Annotated in this window: 15 protein-coding genes and 1 riboswitch; of the genes, 2 read left to right on the forward strand and 13 right to left on the reverse strand. The window is 59.1% G+C overall.

Annotation, left to right across the window (positions count from 1 at the left end):
* Positions 1-56 precede the first annotated feature (56 nt).
* From BXU06_RS12125 to metK, 4 genes are all read right to left on the reverse strand, one after another.
* Entirely contained in the window at positions 57-590 is a 534-nt protein-coding gene (locus BXU06_RS12125) for a TIGR00645 family protein (protein ID WP_077299918.1), read from the reverse strand.
* 49 nt (positions 591-639) lie between these two features.
* Entirely contained in the window at positions 640-1,482 is an 843-nt protein-coding gene (gene metF, locus BXU06_RS12130; RefSeq protein WP_077299921.1) for a methylenetetrahydrofolate reductase [NAD(P)H], read from the reverse strand.
* A 144-nt stretch (positions 1,483-1,626) separates the two neighbouring features.
* Positions 1,627-2,940, reverse strand: a complete 1,314-nt coding sequence (gene ahcY, locus BXU06_RS12135; RefSeq protein WP_077299924.1) for an adenosylhomocysteinase — start codon at positions 2,938-2,940, stop codon at positions 1,627-1,629.
* 67 nt (positions 2,941-3,007) lie between these two features.
* A riboswitch (S-adenosyl-L-homocysteine riboswitch) is annotated at positions 3,008-3,081 on the reverse strand.
* A 117-nt stretch (positions 3,082-3,198) separates the two neighbouring features.
* Complete coding sequence (metK, locus tag BXU06_RS12140) at positions 3,199-4,368, reverse strand: methionine adenosyltransferase (protein WP_077299927.1); 1,170 nt, start codon at positions 4,366-4,368, stop codon at positions 3,199-3,201.
* Positions 4,369-4,436: 68 nt separating this feature from the next.
* Here metK and BXU06_RS12145 point away from each other — a divergent pair, with 68 nt between their 5' ends.
* Together BXU06_RS12145 and BXU06_RS12150 are read left to right on the forward strand one after the other, a co-directional pair.
* A complete protein-coding gene (locus tag BXU06_RS12145; protein ID WP_077299930.1) occupies positions 4,437-5,339 on the forward strand; it encodes a lysophospholipid acyltransferase family protein in 903 nt (300 codons plus the stop codon).
* A complete protein-coding gene (locus tag BXU06_RS12150) occupies positions 5,339-6,196 on the forward strand; it encodes a lipid A biosynthesis lauroyl acyltransferase (protein WP_077302859.1) in 858 nt (285 codons plus the stop codon). Before BXU06_RS12145 ends, BXU06_RS12150 begins: the two co-directional genes overlap by 1 nt.
* A 71-nt stretch (positions 6,197-6,267) precedes the next feature.
* Here BXU06_RS12150 and BXU06_RS12155 read toward each other — a convergent pair whose 3' ends face one another.
* The 9 genes from BXU06_RS12155 to nuoG form a co-directional block, all read right to left on the reverse strand.
* Entirely contained in the window at positions 6,268-6,561 is a 294-nt protein-coding gene (locus BXU06_RS12155; protein ID WP_077299933.1) for a DUF2818 family protein, read from the reverse strand.
* A gap of 99 nt (positions 6,562-6,660) precedes the next feature.
* On the reverse strand, positions 6,661-8,118 hold the full coding sequence (nuoN, locus tag BXU06_RS12160; protein ID WP_077299936.1) for an NADH-quinone oxidoreductase subunit NuoN: 1,458 nt from the start codon (positions 8,116-8,118) through the stop codon (positions 6,661-6,663).
* Between the two features lie 18 nt (positions 8,119-8,136).
* A complete protein-coding gene (locus tag BXU06_RS12165) occupies positions 8,137-9,633 on the reverse strand; it encodes an NADH-quinone oxidoreductase subunit M (RefSeq protein ID WP_077299939.1) in 1,497 nt (498 codons plus the stop codon).
* Between the two features lie 42 nt (positions 9,634-9,675).
* A complete protein-coding gene (nuoL, locus tag BXU06_RS12170; protein WP_077299941.1) occupies positions 9,676-11,688 on the reverse strand; it encodes an NADH-quinone oxidoreductase subunit L in 2,013 nt (670 codons plus the stop codon).
* 37 nt (positions 11,689-11,725) lie between these two features.
* On the reverse strand, positions 11,726-12,031 hold the full coding sequence (nuoK, locus tag BXU06_RS12175) for an NADH-quinone oxidoreductase subunit NuoK (protein ID WP_077299944.1): 306 nt from the start codon (positions 12,029-12,031) through the stop codon (positions 11,726-11,728).
* A 35-nt stretch (positions 12,032-12,066) separates the two neighbouring features.
* Entirely contained in the window at positions 12,067-12,714 is a 648-nt protein-coding gene (locus BXU06_RS12180; RefSeq protein WP_077299947.1) for an NADH-quinone oxidoreductase subunit J, read from the reverse strand.
* A gap of 9 nt (positions 12,715-12,723) precedes the next feature.
* On the reverse strand, positions 12,724-13,212 hold the full coding sequence (nuoI, locus tag BXU06_RS12185; RefSeq protein WP_077299950.1) for an NADH-quinone oxidoreductase subunit NuoI: 489 nt from the start codon (positions 13,210-13,212) through the stop codon (positions 12,724-12,726).
* A gap of 16 nt (positions 13,213-13,228) precedes the next feature.
* Positions 13,229-14,275, reverse strand: a complete 1,047-nt coding sequence (gene nuoH / locus BXU06_RS12190; protein ID WP_077299953.1) for an NADH-quinone oxidoreductase subunit NuoH — start codon at positions 14,273-14,275, stop codon at positions 13,229-13,231.
* Positions 14,276-14,277: 2 nt separating this feature from the next.
* Positions 14,278-16,611, reverse strand: coding sequence for an NADH-quinone oxidoreductase subunit NuoG (gene nuoG, locus BXU06_RS12195; protein WP_077299957.1), 2,334 nt, complete (start codon positions 16,609-16,611; stop codon positions 14,278-14,280).

Consider the following 16,611-nt stretch of genomic DNA (forward strand, 5'->3'; position numbering starts at 1 on the left):
ATCTTCGACGGGCAAGGACACAAACCAGCCAGACACTCTCAGTCAACAGCGCTTCATCAATGGGCATCCGCCTGATGACTGTGCTGCAGCAGCCGGTCGGTATAGGCAATGGCCGCCGCCGACAGCAAGAACGCCAGATGCAGGAAAAGCTGCCATTTAATGGTGTGCTCCGGTAATTGCCCGGCGTTGATGAAGGTTTGCAGCAGATGGATGGACGAAATACTGATGATCGCCATCGACAGTTTCACCTTCAGCACCGACGCATTGACATGGTCCAGCCACTCCGGCTGGTCCGGGTGGTGATCCACCCGCAAGCGCGACACAAACGTTTCGTAACCACCCACCGTGACCATCAGCAGCAGGTTGGCAATCATCACCACGTCGATCAGGCCCAGCACAGTCAGCATGATTTCGGTTTCGGTCAGTTGCCCCAGATGCACCAGCAGCTCGTACAGCTGGGAAAGGAACTTCCACGAATACACGCCCTGTACCACAATCAGGCCAAGATAAATCGGCAATTGCAGCCAGCGGCTCCAGAAAATCAGCCCGGCCAGACGGCCTTTGGGCGAACGGGAAAACTCAGCACTCATCGCAGTCTCATCCAGTTAAATCCACTTTTTGCACCACCCCGGCGGCAGCTTACAAACCCAGACGCTGGCAGATGGTTGACACGGCACCAGCCTGATTCAGCGTGTAAAAGTGCAGGCCCGGCGCACCACCGGCCAGCAGACGGTCGCACAAATTGGTCACCACATCCAGCCCCAGCGAACGGATCGACGGCACGTCGTCGGCGTAGCTTTGCAGCTTCAGGCGCAGCCAGCGCGGAATTTCCGCACCGCACGCGTCGGAAAAACGCGCCAGCTGGCTGAAGTTATTGATCGGCATGATACCCGGCACGATCGGGATGTCCACCCCCAGCGCCCCCACTTCATCGACAAAGGCAAAGTAGGCATCGGCATTGAAAAAATACTGGGTCATCGCCGAATTGGCCCCGGCCTTGACCTTGTTGGCAAAGTTGCGCAGGTCTTCGTGGGCGGTGCGCGCTTGCGGGTGGTATTCCGGGTAGGCGGCCACTTCAATGTGGAAATGCTCGCCATGTTCGGCGCGGATGAACTCGACCAGCTCATTGGCAAAGCGGAACTCACCCACTTCCAGCATGCCGGACGGAATATCGCCGCGCAAAGCCACAATATGGCGGATGCCATGGTTGCGGTATTCGTTGAGGATGGCGCGAATATTGTCGCGGCTGGAGCCGATGCACGACAAATGCGGCGCAGCGGCGTAGCCTTCGCCACGGATTTCCAGCACGGTATCCAGCGTGCGGTCACGGGTGGTGCCGCCAGCACCAAAGGTCACGGAAAAAAACTCCGGCTTGAACTGGGCCAGTTGCTGACGGGTGGTGCGCAGCTTGGCCATGCCCTCCGGGGTTTTGGCCGGAAAAAACTCAAAACTGAAGGTACGGGGATTCGATTGTGATTGCATGACAGGGTTCCTGTTGGCCAGGGGCGGCAGACGCCCGGCGGCGCGATAATCAAGTTTGCCCCCCTGGCCGCTGCAGCGCGCCGGGTCAGGCTGACAGCAAAAAGGCCGGAAGCCCGGCCTTTTTGCTGTGCATCAACACAGAAATCAATAGCGGTAGTGCGTCGGCTTGTACGGGCCGGCTTTGTCCAGACCCAGATAGCTGGCCTGATCATCGCTCAGCACGGTCAGGTTGGCACCAATCTTCTTCAGGTGCAGACGGGCAACCTTTTCATCCAGATGCTTGGGCAGCACATACACATCCACCGGGTACTTGCCCGGATTTTGCCACAGTTCGATCTGGGCAATCACCTGATTGGTAAACGAGGCGCTCATCACGAACGACGGGTGGCCGGTAGCGCAGCCCAGGTTGACCAGACGACCTTCGGCCAGCAGGATGATGCGCTTGCCGTCCGGGAAGATGATATGGTCAACTTGCGGCTTGATATTGTCCCAAGTGTACTGACGCAGGCCAGCCACGTCGATTTCGCTGTCGAAGTGCCCGATATTGCACACAATCGCCTGGTCCTTCATCGCCAGCATGTGATCGTGGGTGATCACATTGACATTGCCGGTAGCGGTAACAAAAATATCGCCCAGCGCAGCGGCTTCGTCCATGGTCACCACACGGTAGCCTTCCATCGCGGCTTGCAGTGCGCAGATCGGGTCGATTTCAGTCACCCACACAGTCGCACCCAGGCCACGGAAGGACTGGGCCGAGCCTTTGCCCACGTCACCGTAGCCACACACCACGGCGATCTTGCCAGCGATCATCACGTCGGTAGCACGCTTGATACCATCTACCAGTGATTCGCGGCAGCCGTACAGGTTGTCGAACTTGGACTTGGTCACCGAGTCGTTGACATTGAAAGCCGGGACTTTCAGCTCGCCCTTCTTGACCATGTCGTACAGGCGGTGCACGCCAGTGGTGGTTTCTTCCGACAGGCCACGCACTTCGTCCAGCATTTCCGGGTATTTGCTGTGCATGATGGCGGTGACGTCGCCGCCATCGTCCAGAATCATGTTCGGCGTCCAGCCGTCCGGGCTGCGCAGGGTTTGCTCAATGCACCACCAGAATTCCTCTTCGGTTTCACCCTTCCAGGCAAACACCGGAATGCCGACAGCGGCGATGGCTGCAGCAGCCTGATCCTGGGTGGAGAAGATATTGCACGACGACCAGCGTACCGAAGCCCCCAGATCCACCAGGGTTTCAATCAGCACGGCGGTCTGAATGGTCATGTGCAGGCAGCCAACGATGCGCGCCCCAGCCAGCGGTTTCTGGCCTTTGTATTCTTCGCGCAGCGCCATCAGGCCAGGCATTTCGGTTTCAGCGATGGCAATTTCCTTGCGGCCCCAATCGGCCAGGGAAATGTCAGCAACTTTGTAATCAGTAAAGGTCTTGAGGTCGACCACGGCGTTCATGGAAAACTCCTACGCGGTGGCCGGGCGGAATGCTCACCTGTGCGTGCATACCGGGCCCGGCATGGGGTTCAGGTGAGCGCAGTTTGAATCCGAGCCTGGGGGCAGCCTTGTGGGCCACGCCTTGCAGCGCTCCTCGGAATGAACAGCAATTATACGTGATTTTGCCTGGCCGCCCAGCCCTGCGTGCCAGGCCAAGCGGTCAGAAGACACTCGCGCCGGCACACTCAATCCGCGGCCAGCGCAGCAGAATGGCCAGGGTTACAGGCCAGCGTCAGCGCGCAGAGCCGCCGCCTTGTCAGTGGCTTCCCAGGTGAACTCCGGTTCTTCGCGGCCAAAGTGGCCATAAGCCGCCGTTTTGCCGTAAATCGGGCGCAACAGGTCAAGCATCTGCACAATGCCCTTCGGGCGCAGGTCGAAATGCTGTTTGACCAGTTCGACAATGGCTTCGTTGGGCAGCTTGCCGGTGCCAAAGGTATCCACCGAAATCGAGGTGGGCTTGGCAATCCCGATGGCGTAGGAAACCTGAATCTGGCACATGCGCGCCAGGCCGGCAGCCACAATGTTCTTCGCCACATAGCGACCGGCGTAGGCAGCCGAACGGTCGACCTTGGACGGGTCCTTGCCGGAGAAAGCACCACCACCGTGCGGGGCCGCGCCGCCATAGGTGTCCACAATGATCTTGCGGCCAGTCAGACCGCAGTCGCCCATCGGGCCGCCAATGACAAAACGGCCAGTCGGGTTGATCAGATACTTGGTATCGGCGGTGAGCATATGTGCGGGCAGCACTGGCTTGATGATGTCTTCAATCACCGCTTCGGTCAGCATCTTGTGATCGATGTCCGGGGTGTGCTGGGTGGACAGCACCACGGTGTCGATGACCTTGGGCAAGCCGGTTGCACTGTCGTACACGCAGGTGATCTGGCTCTTGGCGTCCGGGCGCAGCCACGGCAGGCGGCCATCCTTGCGCAGTTCGCTCTGACGCTGCACCAGACGGTGGGCGTAGTAGATCGGGAACGGCATCAGCGTTGGGGTTTCATCGCAGGCATAACCAAACATCAGCCCCTGGTCGCCAGCGCCTTGATCCAGATCCAGGCCCTGGCCTTCGTTCACGCCCTGAGCAATGTCCGGCGACTGCTTGTCATACGCCACCAGCACGGCGCAGCCCTTGGCATCAAAGCCCAGATCCGAGCTGTCATAGCCAATGCGGCGGATGGTTTCCCGCGCCACACCGATGTAATCGATATTGGCATGGGTGGTGATTTCGCCGGCCAGCACCACCAGCCCGGTGTTCACCAGCGTTTCTGCCGCCACGCGAGCGTGTTTGTCTTGAGCCAGAATGGCGTCCAGGATGGCGTCGGAGATTTGGTCGGCAACTTTGTCCGGGTGGCCTTCGGATACCGATTCCGAAGTAAAGAGGTACTCGCTCATTGCGTATTGTCCTGAAGGGTGGTTCCGATTCGGGTAAAATCTTGCGTCCGATTTCCCGTTGGCTCGTCATGTCAAAATTGCTGATTGCAGTGTTCACAATCCTGTCGCGTCTGCCACTGGCCGTGTTGCAGGCCATCGGCAGCGCGCTGGGCTGGGTAGTTTACCTCAGCTCCCCAGGCTATGCGGCGCGGATGCGGCAGAACCTGGCACAAAGCGGCCTGGCCAACGATCCGCACAGCCAGAAACTGCTGCGCCAGGCCATCCGCGCCACCGGCATGGGCGCGATGGAACTGGTGATTGCCTGGGGCAGACCGTCTGCTGCTATCGCCCGACTGGTGAAAAACTGTAATCATTGGAACATTGTGGAAGAAGCGCTAGCACAAAACAAGGGCATTATTTTTGTCACCCCCCATCTGGGCAACTATGACATTGCCGGGCGTTACCTGTCGCAACGCCTGATGCAGCGTCCACAACCGGTGGAACTGATGGCGATGTACCGCCCCCCCAAGCTGGCCTGGCTGGAGCCGCTGATGAATGCCGGACGGGTACGTGATGGCGGCAATACCGCGCCCGCCACAGCAGCCGGCGTGCGCATGGTGATGAAAACCCTGAAAGCCCGGCAAACCACCATTATCTTGCCCGATCAGGTACCAGGTCAGGGCGATGGCGTGTGGGCACCGTTTTTTGGCCGCCCAGCCTACACCATGACCCTGGTGCCACGACTGGCCCAAATGGACAATGTGGAAGTGATCCTGTTTTTTGGTCGCCGTCTGGGGTGGGGGCGTGGCTTTGAAGTGGTGTTGCAACGCCTGCCGGAACCCTTCAGTGGCGATAAGGCCGAAGATGGCCGTCGGCTGAATCAGGCGGTGGAAAGCCTGATTCGCCAGGCACCCGCCCAATATCTGTGGAGTTACAACCGTTACAAGACACCAACAGGTGTCACCCCGCCCATGGAAGCCAGTTCATCATGATGCGTCTTGCCATTGCTGTGTTATGGATGCTGCACTGGATGCCGGTGCCAGTACTGGCCGTACTAGGGCGAGTGCTTGGTACCCTGGGCTATTTGCTCGCCCGCGAACGTCGCCGGGTTGGCTTGATCAATCTGCGCCTGTGTTTTCCTCAGCTCAGCCCGCTGGCGCGTCGGCAAATCATTTTGCGCCACTGCCAGCATCTGGTTCAATCCATCCTGGAATATGGGGTGGTCTGGTGGGCCAGCCCGACGCGCCTGCGCCGGCTGGTGACGCTGAAAAACGTTCATTACCTGCACGAACAGGCCCAGCACAATACCATTGTGCTTTACCCGCATTTTGTGGCTTTCGAATTGTGCGCGCTACGGCTGAATCTGGACCAGCGGCTGGTCAGCGTGTACTCCAACCAGAAAAACCCGGTGCTCAACGCGCAGATTTATCAGGGACGCAACCGCTTTGACAATGCCAAGATTGTTTCGCGTCAGGAAGGGCTGCGCTCAATCATCAAGGCCATGCGCGACCATACCCCGTTCTTATACCTGCCCGACCAGGACTTTGGCCCGCGTGACTCGGTGTTTGTGAAGTTTTTTGCCGAAGATGCCGCCACCATCACCGGATTATCTCGCATCGCCGGGCTGGCCAAGGCCAAGGTGGTTCCCGCCGTGGCGCGCCGGGTGGGCTTTCGTTATGAGCTGGAATTTTTTCCAGCCTGGGAAAATTTCCCAAGTGATGATCTGGAAGCCGACACCCGACGGATGAATGCCTTTATCGAGCAACAGGTGCTGGAACAACCGGAACAGTACTTCTGGCTGCACAAACGCTTTAAAACCCGACCGCAAGGCCAACCACGGTTTTATTGAACCCGCCGCCGCTCAAACCCTCAGGGGGCTCCCACCAAACACGGGTGCCCTCCCGAGGCCAATCAAGCAGCTCAGTTACGCCGACGCCAGAAGAAACGGCCAATAAATCCCGGAAAAGCCAGCACCAGAAACAAGGCCAGCGTCGTCACATAAAACTGCCATTTTTGCACATGCACTGGCGACACCTGGCTTTCCAGCCCATACGCCAGCCCGCCCACCGCCAGATAGAGCACACCGAGCTCCAGCAGGCACCAACCTACGTGCTTGTTGCGCACGGTCCAGACGCCAGCCACCTTGCTCAGCACAAAGGGCAGGTTGGCCGCCAGCGCGGCGCAGAGCAGCACGATTGCCACACGGGTTTCCATCACATTCCTTTTCTGTCGCGATAAACAATCATGCCGTCCGGGCTTGCGCACCGGACGGCATGATTCAGATTGCCTGTTTCGCAGAAAGTGCCCTGCGACTTACAGCACCTGCAAGGACTGCTTCATGGCTTCGACGCACAGCGCATACAAGCCATCCGGCACCACACCCAGCACCAGCAGGGCAATGGCATTAACCGACAGCACCACGCGCATGTCCATGCCCACCTGACCCACCGGTTCAGCATCGCTGGCTTCGTCAAAGTACATGGCCTTGACCACACGCAGGTAGTAGAACGCGCCAATCAGCGAGAACACCACACCGACCACCGCCAGCCAGATCAGGCCAATGTCGACCACCGACTTGAGCACCGCCAGCTTGGCGTTGAAACCCACCATCGGCGGAATGCCGGCCATGGAGAACATCACCACCAGCATCAGGAAGGCATACCAGCTGTTTTTACGGTTCAGGCCTTTCAGGTCATCCAGCGTTTCGCAGTCTACCCCGGCGCGCGACAGCAGCAGCAGGATGCCGAAGCCAGCCAGCGCCATCAGCACATAAGACACCGCATAGAACAGCGATGCGCTCAGGCCTGCCGGCGTGCCGGCCAGAATGCCCAGCACCAGAAAACCCATATGGGAAATGGTCGAGTAGGCCAGCATCCGCTTCAGATTGGTCTGGGCAATGGCGGTCAGGTTACCGATGGCCATCGACAGCACAGCCAGGATGATCAGCATGCCCTGCCATTGCACCAGCAGCGGCTCCAGACCTTGCGACAGGATGCGCACGACAAACACAAAGGCCGCCAGTTTCGGTGCCCCGCCAATCAGCAGGGTGACAGCCGTCGGCGCGCCCTGATACACGTCAGGCACCCACATGTGGAACGGTACCGCACCCAGCTTGAACGCCAGACCCGCCACGATGAACACCAGACCAAACAGCGCCAGGGTCATGTTGGCCGAGCCGCCAGCCAGGGAAGCCGCAATCTTGGCAATGTCCAGCGTACCGGTGGCACCGTAGATCATCGACATGCCGTACAGCAGCATCCCCGACGCCAGTGCGCCCAGCACAAAGTACTTCATCGCAGCCTCGGTGGCAGGCACCGACCCCCGACGCAACGCCACCAGCGCATACAGCGCCAGCGACATCAGTTCCAGCCCCATGTACAGGGTCAGAAAGTGGTGAGCCGAGACCATCACCATCATGCCCAGCAGGGCAAACAGCGACAGGGTGAAGAACTCGCCATTATAGAAGCCACGGTCGGCAATATAGCGGCGCGAGTACACCAGCGTGGCGGCAGTGGCGGCATACATCGCCACCTTGATCAGATCCGCCATCGGGTCATCGACAAACATGTCACTCAGGGTGAGCACCGGGTACGGCAGGGAGGTGCTCAGGGTAATCACTGCACAGCCTGCCAGGGTCAGCAGCGACAGCAGGTAGGTAATCCCACGTTTTTCATCGGGGATAAAGAGGTCCAGCACCAGGATGACCGAGACTGCCGCGAGAAGGAATATCTCGGGCAATGCCGGCATCAGGTTCAAATCAGCCCAAGTCATCGTGATTCTTTCCTCTTCTTATTGCAGTTTGCTGTGCGCCACATGGGCGATCAGATCGTTAACCGAGAGGTGCATCTTGGACACGAACAGGTCAGGCAACAGACCCATGCCCAGCACAGCGACAGCCAGGATGGCCAGCACGAGGAACTCACGCTTGTTGACATCCTCCATCTCACCCACATGCGAATTGGCCACGTCGCCAAAGATTACCCGCTTGTACATCCACAGCGTGTAAGCCGCACCAAAAATCAGCGTGGTTGCCGCCGCAGCCGCCACCCAGAAGTTCACCTGCACTGCGCCCATGATGACCATGAACTCGCCAACAAAACCACTGGTCGCCGGCAGGCCGGAGTTGGCCATGGCAAACAGCATGAAGAAGGCGGCAAAAATCGGCATCTTGTTGGCCACACCGCCGTAATCGGCGATATTGCGCGAGTGCAGACGGTCATACATCACGCCGATACACATAAACATTGCGGCAGACACAAAACCGTGCGACACCATCTGCACCAGCGCGCCTTCCAGCGCCCACTGGTTCAGCGAGTTGCCGGCAAACAGGAACATGCCCAGGGTGACAAAACCCATGTGCGAGATCGACGAGTACGCCACCAGTTTCTTCATGTCGGTCTGCACCAGCGCCACCAGACCGATATACACCACCGCCACCAGCGACAGGGCAATCATGATCGGTGCCACTTCACGCGAGGCATCCGGCAGAATCGGCAAGGCAAACCGCAGGAAACCGTAGGCACCAATCTTCAGGGTGATGGCAGCCAGCACCATCGAGCCCCCGGTCGGCGCTTCGACGTGAGCATCCGGCAGCCAGGTATGCACCGGCCACATCGGCACCTTCACCGCAAACGACAGGAAGAAGGCGACAAACAGGGTGAGCTGCACCGACAGCGGAATCACCAGGGTGTGGAACTTGAGGATTTCAAAGCTCTTGCCTGCCAGGTGATACAGGTAGATGAACGCCACCAGCATCAGCAGGGAACCCAGCAGGGTATACAGGAAGAACTTGATCGACGCATACACCCGGCGCGGACCACCCCAGATACCGATGATCAGGTACATCGGAATCAGCATGGCTTCAAAGAACACGTAGAACAGGATCGCATCGAGTGCGGCAAACGCACCGTTGATCAGGCCCGACATGATCAGGAAGGCAGCCATGTACTGCGCCACACGGCTCTGGATGACCTGCCAGCCAGTCAGCACCACCAGCATGGTGGTGAAACTGTTGAGCACCACGAACAGCATCGAAATGCCGTCCACGCCCAGATGGTAATTAATGTTCAGGCTGGCAATCCATGGGGTGTTCTCCACGAATTGCATGCCACCGTTCAGCGACTGGAAGCCGGTAAACAAGGGAAGGGAGACGACAAAACCGGCCAGCGAGCCCAGCAGCGCAATCCAGCGCGCCAGACCGGCATTCTTGTCCCCTCCTGTTGCCAGCACCAGCAACCCGGCCACGATAGGCGTCCAGATTGCCAGACTTAACAGATTCTCAACCATAAGCCCAACCTAACTGTTTTTCTGAATGTATCCGTTGGCATCTCAGTGAGCGATCAGGTTCGCAAACCAGATTGTCATGAGACCAAGAACGCCAATAATCATCGCAGTGGCATAGCTGTAAATGAAGCCAGTTTGCAGCTTGCGCACCACGGCCGAGAACACGCCGACCAGCTTGGCCGTACCGTTGACCAGACCATCAATCAGCAGTCGATCCACCGCCCACAGCACCGAACCCAGGCCACGCGAGCCCTTGGCAAAGACGGCAAAGTAAAGGTCGTCCATGTAATACTTGTTTTCCAGCAGGGTATGCACGGCACCCAGCTTGGACTTGATCGCGGCAGGAATCTGCGGGGCCTTCAGGTAGAAGAACCACGCGGTCACCACACCACCCAGCGCCAGCCAGAACGGCAGGGTGCTCAGAGCATGGGTGGCCATGCCGGCAGCACCATGGAATTCATGCGCCAGCTCTTCCATCACCGGATGTGCGTGATGATTGACGAAGATCACGTTTTTGAAGAAATCGCCAAACAGCATCGGCTCAATCGCGATGTAGCCAATGATCACCGACGGAATCGCCAGCAACACCAGCGGCAGGGTCACCACCCACGGCGATTCGTGCGGCACATGGGCATGACCGTGGCCGTGATCATCGTGATGGCCATGATGGTCATCATGATGGGCATGACGGAAACGCTCTTCCCCGTGGAACACCAGGAAGTACATGCGGAACGAGTAGAACGCGGTGATGAACACCCCGGCCACCACCGAGAAGTAGGCAAAGCTGCTACCCGGAATATGCGAGGCGGCCACGGCTTCGATGATCGAATCCTTGGAGTAGAAACCGGCAAAGAACGGCGTGCCAATCAGCGCCAGCGAACCCAGCAGCGAGGTGATCCAGGTAATCGGCATGTACTTGTACAGGCCGCCCATGCGACGCATGTCCTGCTCGTGGTGCATGCCCATGATCACCGAACCGGCCCCCAGGAACAGCAGCGCCTTGAAGAAGGCGTGCGTCATCAGGTGGAACACAGCCACCGGGTAGGCAGACACGCCCAGGGCAACGGTCATGTAACCCAGCTGCGACAGCGTGGAGTAAGCCACCACCCGCTTGATGTCGTTCTGGATGATGCCCAGGAAGCCCATGAACAGCGCAGTAATCGAACCAATCACCAGGATGAAGGACAGCGCGGTGTCGGACAGCTCGAACAGCGGGCTCATGCGCGACACCATGAAGATCCCTGCCGTCACCATGGTGGCAGCGTGAATCAGCGCGGAAATCGGGGTCGGGCCTTCCATCGAATCCGGCAGCCAGACATGCAACGGAAACTGTGCGGATTTACCCATCGCGCCGATGAACAGCAGGATGCAGGTCACCGTCATCAGCGACCATTCAACGCCAGGGAAAATTTGCACAGTCTGCGTCGCCAGTTTCGGCGCGGCAGCAAAGACATCGGCGTAGTGCAGCGAGCCGCCGAAGTAGGCCAGCACCATGCCAATGCCGAGCAGGAAACCAAAGTCACCCACCCGGTTGACCAGGAAGGCCTTCAGGTTGGCAAATACGGCAGTGGGTTTCTTGAACCAGAAACCAATCAGCAGATACGACACCAGACCCACTGCTTCCCAACCGAAGAACAGCTGGATGAAGTTGTTGCTCATCACCAGCATCAGCATGGAGAAGGTAAACAGCGAGATATAGCTGAAGAACCGTTGATAGCCCGGATCTTCATGCATGTAGCCAATGGTGTAGATATGCACCATCAGCGACACGCTGGTGACCACCACCATCATCATGGCGGTGAGGTTGTCGATCAGGAAGCCGACCGAATATTCAATGCCACCCACCGTCAGCCAGGTATATACCGGGCCGTCGAATGTGGGGGCGCCATTTAACAGGCCGTTGAGGACGTAGACAGCGCCAACCGCAGACACTGCCACACCAGTAATGGTGACAATGTGCGCGGCAACACGGCCGATCGCCCAACCCAATAACCCCGCAATGGCCGAGCCCGCAAGGGGCGCCAGCGCAATCAGCAGGTACAAGCTTTTCATTTCCATGCTTATCGAGCTTCTTTTCAAGGATTCCGGTTGGTCTTTAGCCTTTGAGGCTGCCCAGGTCTTCAACATTGATCGTGCGCAGATTCCGGAACAACACCACCAGAATGGCCAAGCCGATCGCCGACTCGGCCGCAGCCACCGTCAGGATGAAGAACACGAAGATCTGACCCGCAGTGTCGGACAGATAGTGCGAAAACGCGATGAAGTTGTAATTCACGGCGAGCAACATCAGCTCGATCGCCATCAACAGCACAATCACATTCTTGCGGTTCAGAAAAATACCTAGCACGCTGATCGCGAACAGAATCGCGGCGAGCACCAGGTAATGCGTCAGAGTCAACACGGTACCCCCTTTGCTTGGATTAGGGCTTGCTGCGGTCAGGCCGCTGCGTTGTTGTCGTTATCGGTTTCACCACCGCGCTCGACGCGGGGTTCGGCTGCCATCTTGACCATACGGATACGATCATTGCGACGGACTTTCACCTGTTCTGCCGGATCCACCCACTTGTTGTCCTTGCGCTTGCGCATGGTCAGCGCAATGGCGGCGACAATGGCCAGCAGCAGCAGCACGGCGGCCAGTTCAAACGGATACAGGTAAGTGGTGTAAATCTGGCGACCCAGGTCCTTGACGTTGCTGTAGTCGGCAGCCAGGGCGGCCGGCTCCTTGAAGTTGCTCAGACCCACGTCCGGGCTGACCAGAATCAGGGTCATCTCGGCCACCATGATGGCAGCTACCGTGCCGGCCAGCGGCAGGTTGCGCCAGAAGCCTTCGCGCAGTTTCTCGAAGTTGATGTCCAGCATCATCACCACAAACAGGAACAGCACCATCACCGCGCCGACATACACCAGCACCAGCGCAATGGCGAGGAACTCGGACTGCAGCAGCAGCCAGTGCCCCGACGCGGTAAAGAACGCCAGCACCAGAAACAGGGCTGCATGCACCGGGTTTTTAGCCGTGATCACCCGCACCCCGGAAAACAGCAGGATGGCGGAGAGCACATAGAAGACAACTGCTTGGAACGACATGCGGCCCCCTTAACGGTACTTGGCGTCGAGCTCGCGGTTTTTCGCGATCTCGGCTTCATATTTGTCACCCACGGCCAGCAGCATCTGCTTGGTGTAGTACAGGTCACCGCGCTTGTCCCCGTGGTATTCGAGAATGTGGGTTTCCACAATCGAATCCACCGGGCAGGATTCTTCGCAGAACCCGCAGAAAATGCATTTGGTCAGGTCGATTTCATAACGCGAGGTGCGGCGGGTGCCGTCATCGCGCTGCTCGGACTCGATGGTGATCGCCATGGCCGGGCAGACCGCTTCGCACAGCTTACAGGCGATACAACGCTCTTCCCCGTTGGGGTAGCGCCGTTGCGCATGCAGGCCACGAAAACGCGGACTTTGCGGCGTTTTTTCTTCCGGAAACTGCACAGTAATCTTGCGCTGGAAGAAATGACGACCGGTCAACGCCAGGCCCTTGACGAGCTCGACGAGCAGGAATGTCTTGAAAAAATTACGGATCGTTTCCATGCCACTCACTTACCGGTTATTTCCACAGCGTGTACGGGGACATCATCCAGAAACCGACGACAACCAGCCACACCAAGGTCACAGGGATGAACACTTTCCAGCCCAGACGCATGATCTGGTCATAGCGGTAACGCGGGAAGGTTGCGCGGAACCACAGGAAGCAGAAGAGGATGAACGCAGCCTTGATCGCCAGCCAGTGGAAGCCGCTGGCACCCAGCACCGGAATCGAAGCCGGGAACGGCGACAGCCAGCCGCCCAGGAACATCAGCGCGGTCATCACAGCAATCAAAATCATGTTGGCGTATTCGGCCAGGAAGAACACTGCAAACGCCATGCCCGAGTATTCCACATGGAAACCGGCCACAATTTCGGATTCCCCTTCGGCCACGTCAAACGGTGCCCGGTTGGTTTCCGCCACCCCGGAAATCAGGTAGACCAGAAACATCGGGAACAACGGCAGCCAGTTCCACGACAATACCGAACCGCCGGCAATGCCCTGACCCTGCTGATTGACGATTTCCACCAGGTTGAGCGAGCCGGACAGCATCAGCACCCCAACCAGGGCAAAACCCATGGCGATTTCGTAGGACACGATCTGGGCGGCAGAACGCAGCGCCCCCAGAAAGGCGTATTTGGAGTTGGACGCCCAACCAGCAATGATCACCCCATACACGCCCATCGAGGTAATGGCCATGATGTACAGCAGCGAGGCATCGATATTGGCCAGCACCAGTTCCGGCATGAACGGTACCACGGCCCAGGCCGCCAGCGCCGGACCGATGGACAGCACCGGGCCGATCAGGAACAAGGTCTTGTTGGCCTTGGTCGGCAGAATGATTTCCTTCAGCATCAGCTTCAGGCCATCAGCAATCGGCTGCAGCAGGCCTTTCGGACCCACCCGGTTCGGGCCGATCCGGATCTGCATGTAGCCAATCACCTTGCGTTCCGCCAGGGTCAGGTAGGCCACGGCCCCCATCATCGGGGCCACAATTGCCACGATTTTCAGCACGGTCCATACCGTCAGACCGGCATCCAATCCGAGGAGGTTCTGTAGGAATTCCATCGTTACACCTGCGCCAGTTCAATACTGTTGAACATCCCGCCCAGCGCGACTGTTGCCGGATGGGCAGCGGCCAGACGAACCACGCCAAGCGGGAGACGCTCGTCAGCATCAATGGCGATGCGGATCGAATGACCTTCCTGCTTGAGGCACACTTCCTGACCCGCCTGTACACCGGCAGCAGCCAGAACGCCAGGATGCGCGCTGGCACGCGGTGCCCTGGCATCGGCGGTGGCCTGCAGCGACGGTGCCCGGCGGCACAGTGCATCGGCCTGATAAATCGGCACTTCGCCCACGCGCGCCAGACCCGTCACCGCCGAAGCGCTGCCCAGACTCAGGCTGCCCAGGACGTTACTCAGTCGGGCGGCGATGTCACCCTGCGCAGCCTGCCATTCAGCGCGAACCTCTTCCGCCGAATTAAACTCGAAGCCCGGCAGACCCAGCAGATTGCCCAGAACGCGCAGCACCTTCCAGGCCGGACGGGTGTCGCCCAGCGGCTTGACCACGCCGTTGAAGGCTTGCAGGCGGCCTTCCATGTTGATGAAAGCGCCAGAAGTTTCGGTAAACGGCGCAATCGGCAGCATCACATCGGCGTACTGCAGTGCGGCATCGGAACGGAAGGCCGACAGCACCACCACGGTTTCCGCCTGCTCGGCCGCTTTCAGCGCGCGTTGCGGATGGTAGGTATCGCTGTCCAGTTCGGTGTTCAGCAACACATAGGCCTTTTTCGGCACGGCAAACATCTGGCCGGCGTTAGCGCCCTTGCTACCCGGCTTGAAGGTCAGCTCGGCACCCACGCTGTTGGCAGCTTCGCCCAACACGGCCACGCGAGCGCCGGTCAGACGGGCCAGCTCGTTGGCCAGCGCCAGGAGGTCGCCAAACCATGGGCTGTGCTGCGCCAGATTGCCCAAGGCAATCACGGCCTGGTCATTGGCAATCAGGCTGGCGGCAATCGCCTCGGCCTGGCTGCACGGCGAGATCGACACCACGTCCAGCGTCGAGCTGCTGCCCTGCTGGGTCAGCACGGCCTTGAGCACGGCTTTCAGCGCATCTACCATGCCGGACGGTGTGACGGTCATTTCGGCATGAACATGGCTCAGCAGGTTTTCGTGAATCGGATTGACCACGCTGAGCGCCAGACCCTTCTTCACCGACTGACGCAGGCGGGCAGCCAGCAGCGGCTGCTCCTTGCGCAGGGTGCTGCCCACCAGCAGCAGGGCATTGGCGTCGGCCAGTTCAGCAATGCTCGAGCCCAGCCACAGCGCACCTTGTTGCAGGCTGTCGCGGCTGAAATCGCTGTGTCGCGTGCGGTAATCGGTGCTCTCCACCCCCAGGCCACTGGCCAGTTTCTTGGTCAGGTAGAGTTCTTCCACCGTGCTGTGCGGCGTGGCCAGGAAACCCACGGCGTCAGCGCCGTGGTCACGAATCACGCCACGCAGGCCCTTGGCAATGTAGTCCAGCGCGGTTTGCCAGTCGGTGGCAATCCACTTGCCATCCTGCTTGACCATCGGCTGGGTCAGGCGGGCGTCGCTGGACAGCGCTTCGTAGGAGAAGCGGTCGCGGTCGGCCAGCCAGCATTCGTTGATGGCTTCGTTTTCCAGCGGCAGCGCGCGCATCACGCGGCTGTGCTTGACCTGCACGATCATATTGGCACCCAGGCCATCGTGCGGGCTGACCGTCTTGCGGCGCGACAATTCCCACGGACGGGCACTGTAGCGGAACGGCTTGCTGGTCAGCGCGCCCACCGGGCACAGGTCGATGACATTACCGGAAATTTCCGAGTCCACGGTTTTATTCAGGAACGGCAGAATCTGCGAATGCTCACTGCGGTGAGCCATGCCGATTTCCTGATAACCGCCGATTTCCTCGGTAAAGCGCACGCAGCGGGTGCAGTGGATGCAACGGCTCATTTCTGCCGCTGACACCAGCGGGCCCATTTCCTTGGCCGGCACCACGCGTTTTTCTTCCTGGTAGCGCGAGCTGACGTTGCCGTAGCCCACGGCCAGATCCTGCAGCTGGCATTCACCGCCCTGGTCACAGATCGGGCAATCCAGCGGGTGGTTGATCAGCAGGAACTCCATCACCCCGTGCTGAGCCTTGACGGCAGTATCGGAATGGGTGTGCACCTTCATGCCGTCCGTCACCGGCGTGGCACAGGCGGGCAGCGGTTTGGGCGCTTTTTCCACTTCCACCAGGCACATGCGGCAATTGGCGGCAATGGACAGTTTTTTGTGGTAACAGAAATGCGGGATGTAGGTGCCATTGGCATGGGCTGCATCCATCACGGTGCTCCCGGTGGGCACCGTCAATTTCTTACCGTCGATTTCGATTTCTAACAT

The sequence above is a fragment of the Aquaspirillum sp. LM1 genome (genome assembly GCF_002002905.1).
Taxonomy (GTDB): Bacteria; Pseudomonadota; Gammaproteobacteria; order Burkholderiales; family Aquaspirillaceae; genus Rivihabitans.

What these genes read in the sequence shown, in the direction of transcription:
- BXU06_RS12165 (WP_077299939.1), bottom strand. Translation starts at nt 9,633, where the DNA reads ATGGTTGAGAATCTGTTAAGTCTGGCAATCTGGACGCCTATCGTGGCC.
- BXU06_RS12150 (WP_077302859.1), top strand. Translation starts at nt 5,339, where the DNA reads ATGCGTCTTGCCATTGCTGTGTTATGGATGCTGCACTGGATGCCGGTG.
- nuoN (WP_077299936.1), bottom strand. Translation starts at nt 8,118, where the DNA reads ATGACTTGGGCTGATTTGAACCTGATGCCGGCATTGCCCGAGATATTC.
- ahcY (WP_077299924.1), bottom strand. Translation starts at nt 2,940, where the DNA reads ATGAACGCCGTGGTCGACCTCAAGACCTTTACTGATTACAAAGTTGCT.
- nuoG (WP_077299957.1), bottom strand. Translation starts at nt 16,611, where the DNA reads ATGTTAGAAATCGAAATCGACGGTAAGAAATTGACGGTGCCCACCGGG.
- nuoL (WP_077299941.1), bottom strand. Translation starts at nt 11,688, where the DNA reads ATGGAAATGAAAAGCTTGTACCTGCTGATTGCGCTGGCGCCCCTTGCG.
- BXU06_RS12145 (WP_077299930.1), top strand. Translation starts at nt 4,437, where the DNA reads ATGTCAAAATTGCTGATTGCAGTGTTCACAATCCTGTCGCGTCTGCCA.
- BXU06_RS12125 (WP_077299918.1), bottom strand. Translation starts at nt 590, where the DNA reads ATGAGTGCTGAGTTTTCCCGTTCGCCCAAAGGCCGTCTGGCCGGGCTG.
- BXU06_RS12155 (WP_077299933.1), bottom strand. Translation starts at nt 6,561, where the DNA reads ATGGAAACCCGTGTGGCAATCGTGCTGCTCTGCGCCGCGCTGGCGGCC.
- nuoH (WP_077299953.1), bottom strand. Translation starts at nt 14,275, where the DNA reads ATGGAATTCCTACAGAACCTCCTCGGATTGGATGCCGGTCTGACGGTA.
- BXU06_RS12180 (WP_077299947.1), bottom strand. Translation starts at nt 12,714, where the DNA reads ATGTCGTTCCAAGCAGTTGTCTTCTATGTGCTCTCCGCCATCCTGCTG.
- metK (WP_077299927.1), bottom strand. Translation starts at nt 4,368, where the DNA reads ATGAGCGAGTACCTCTTTACTTCGGAATCGGTATCCGAAGGCCACCCG.
- nuoI (WP_077299950.1), bottom strand. Translation starts at nt 13,212, where the DNA reads ATGGAAACGATCCGTAATTTTTTCAAGACATTCCTGCTCGTCGAGCTC.
- metF (WP_077299921.1), bottom strand. Translation starts at nt 1,482, where the DNA reads ATGCAATCACAATCGAATCCCCGTACCTTCAGTTTTGAGTTTTTTCCG.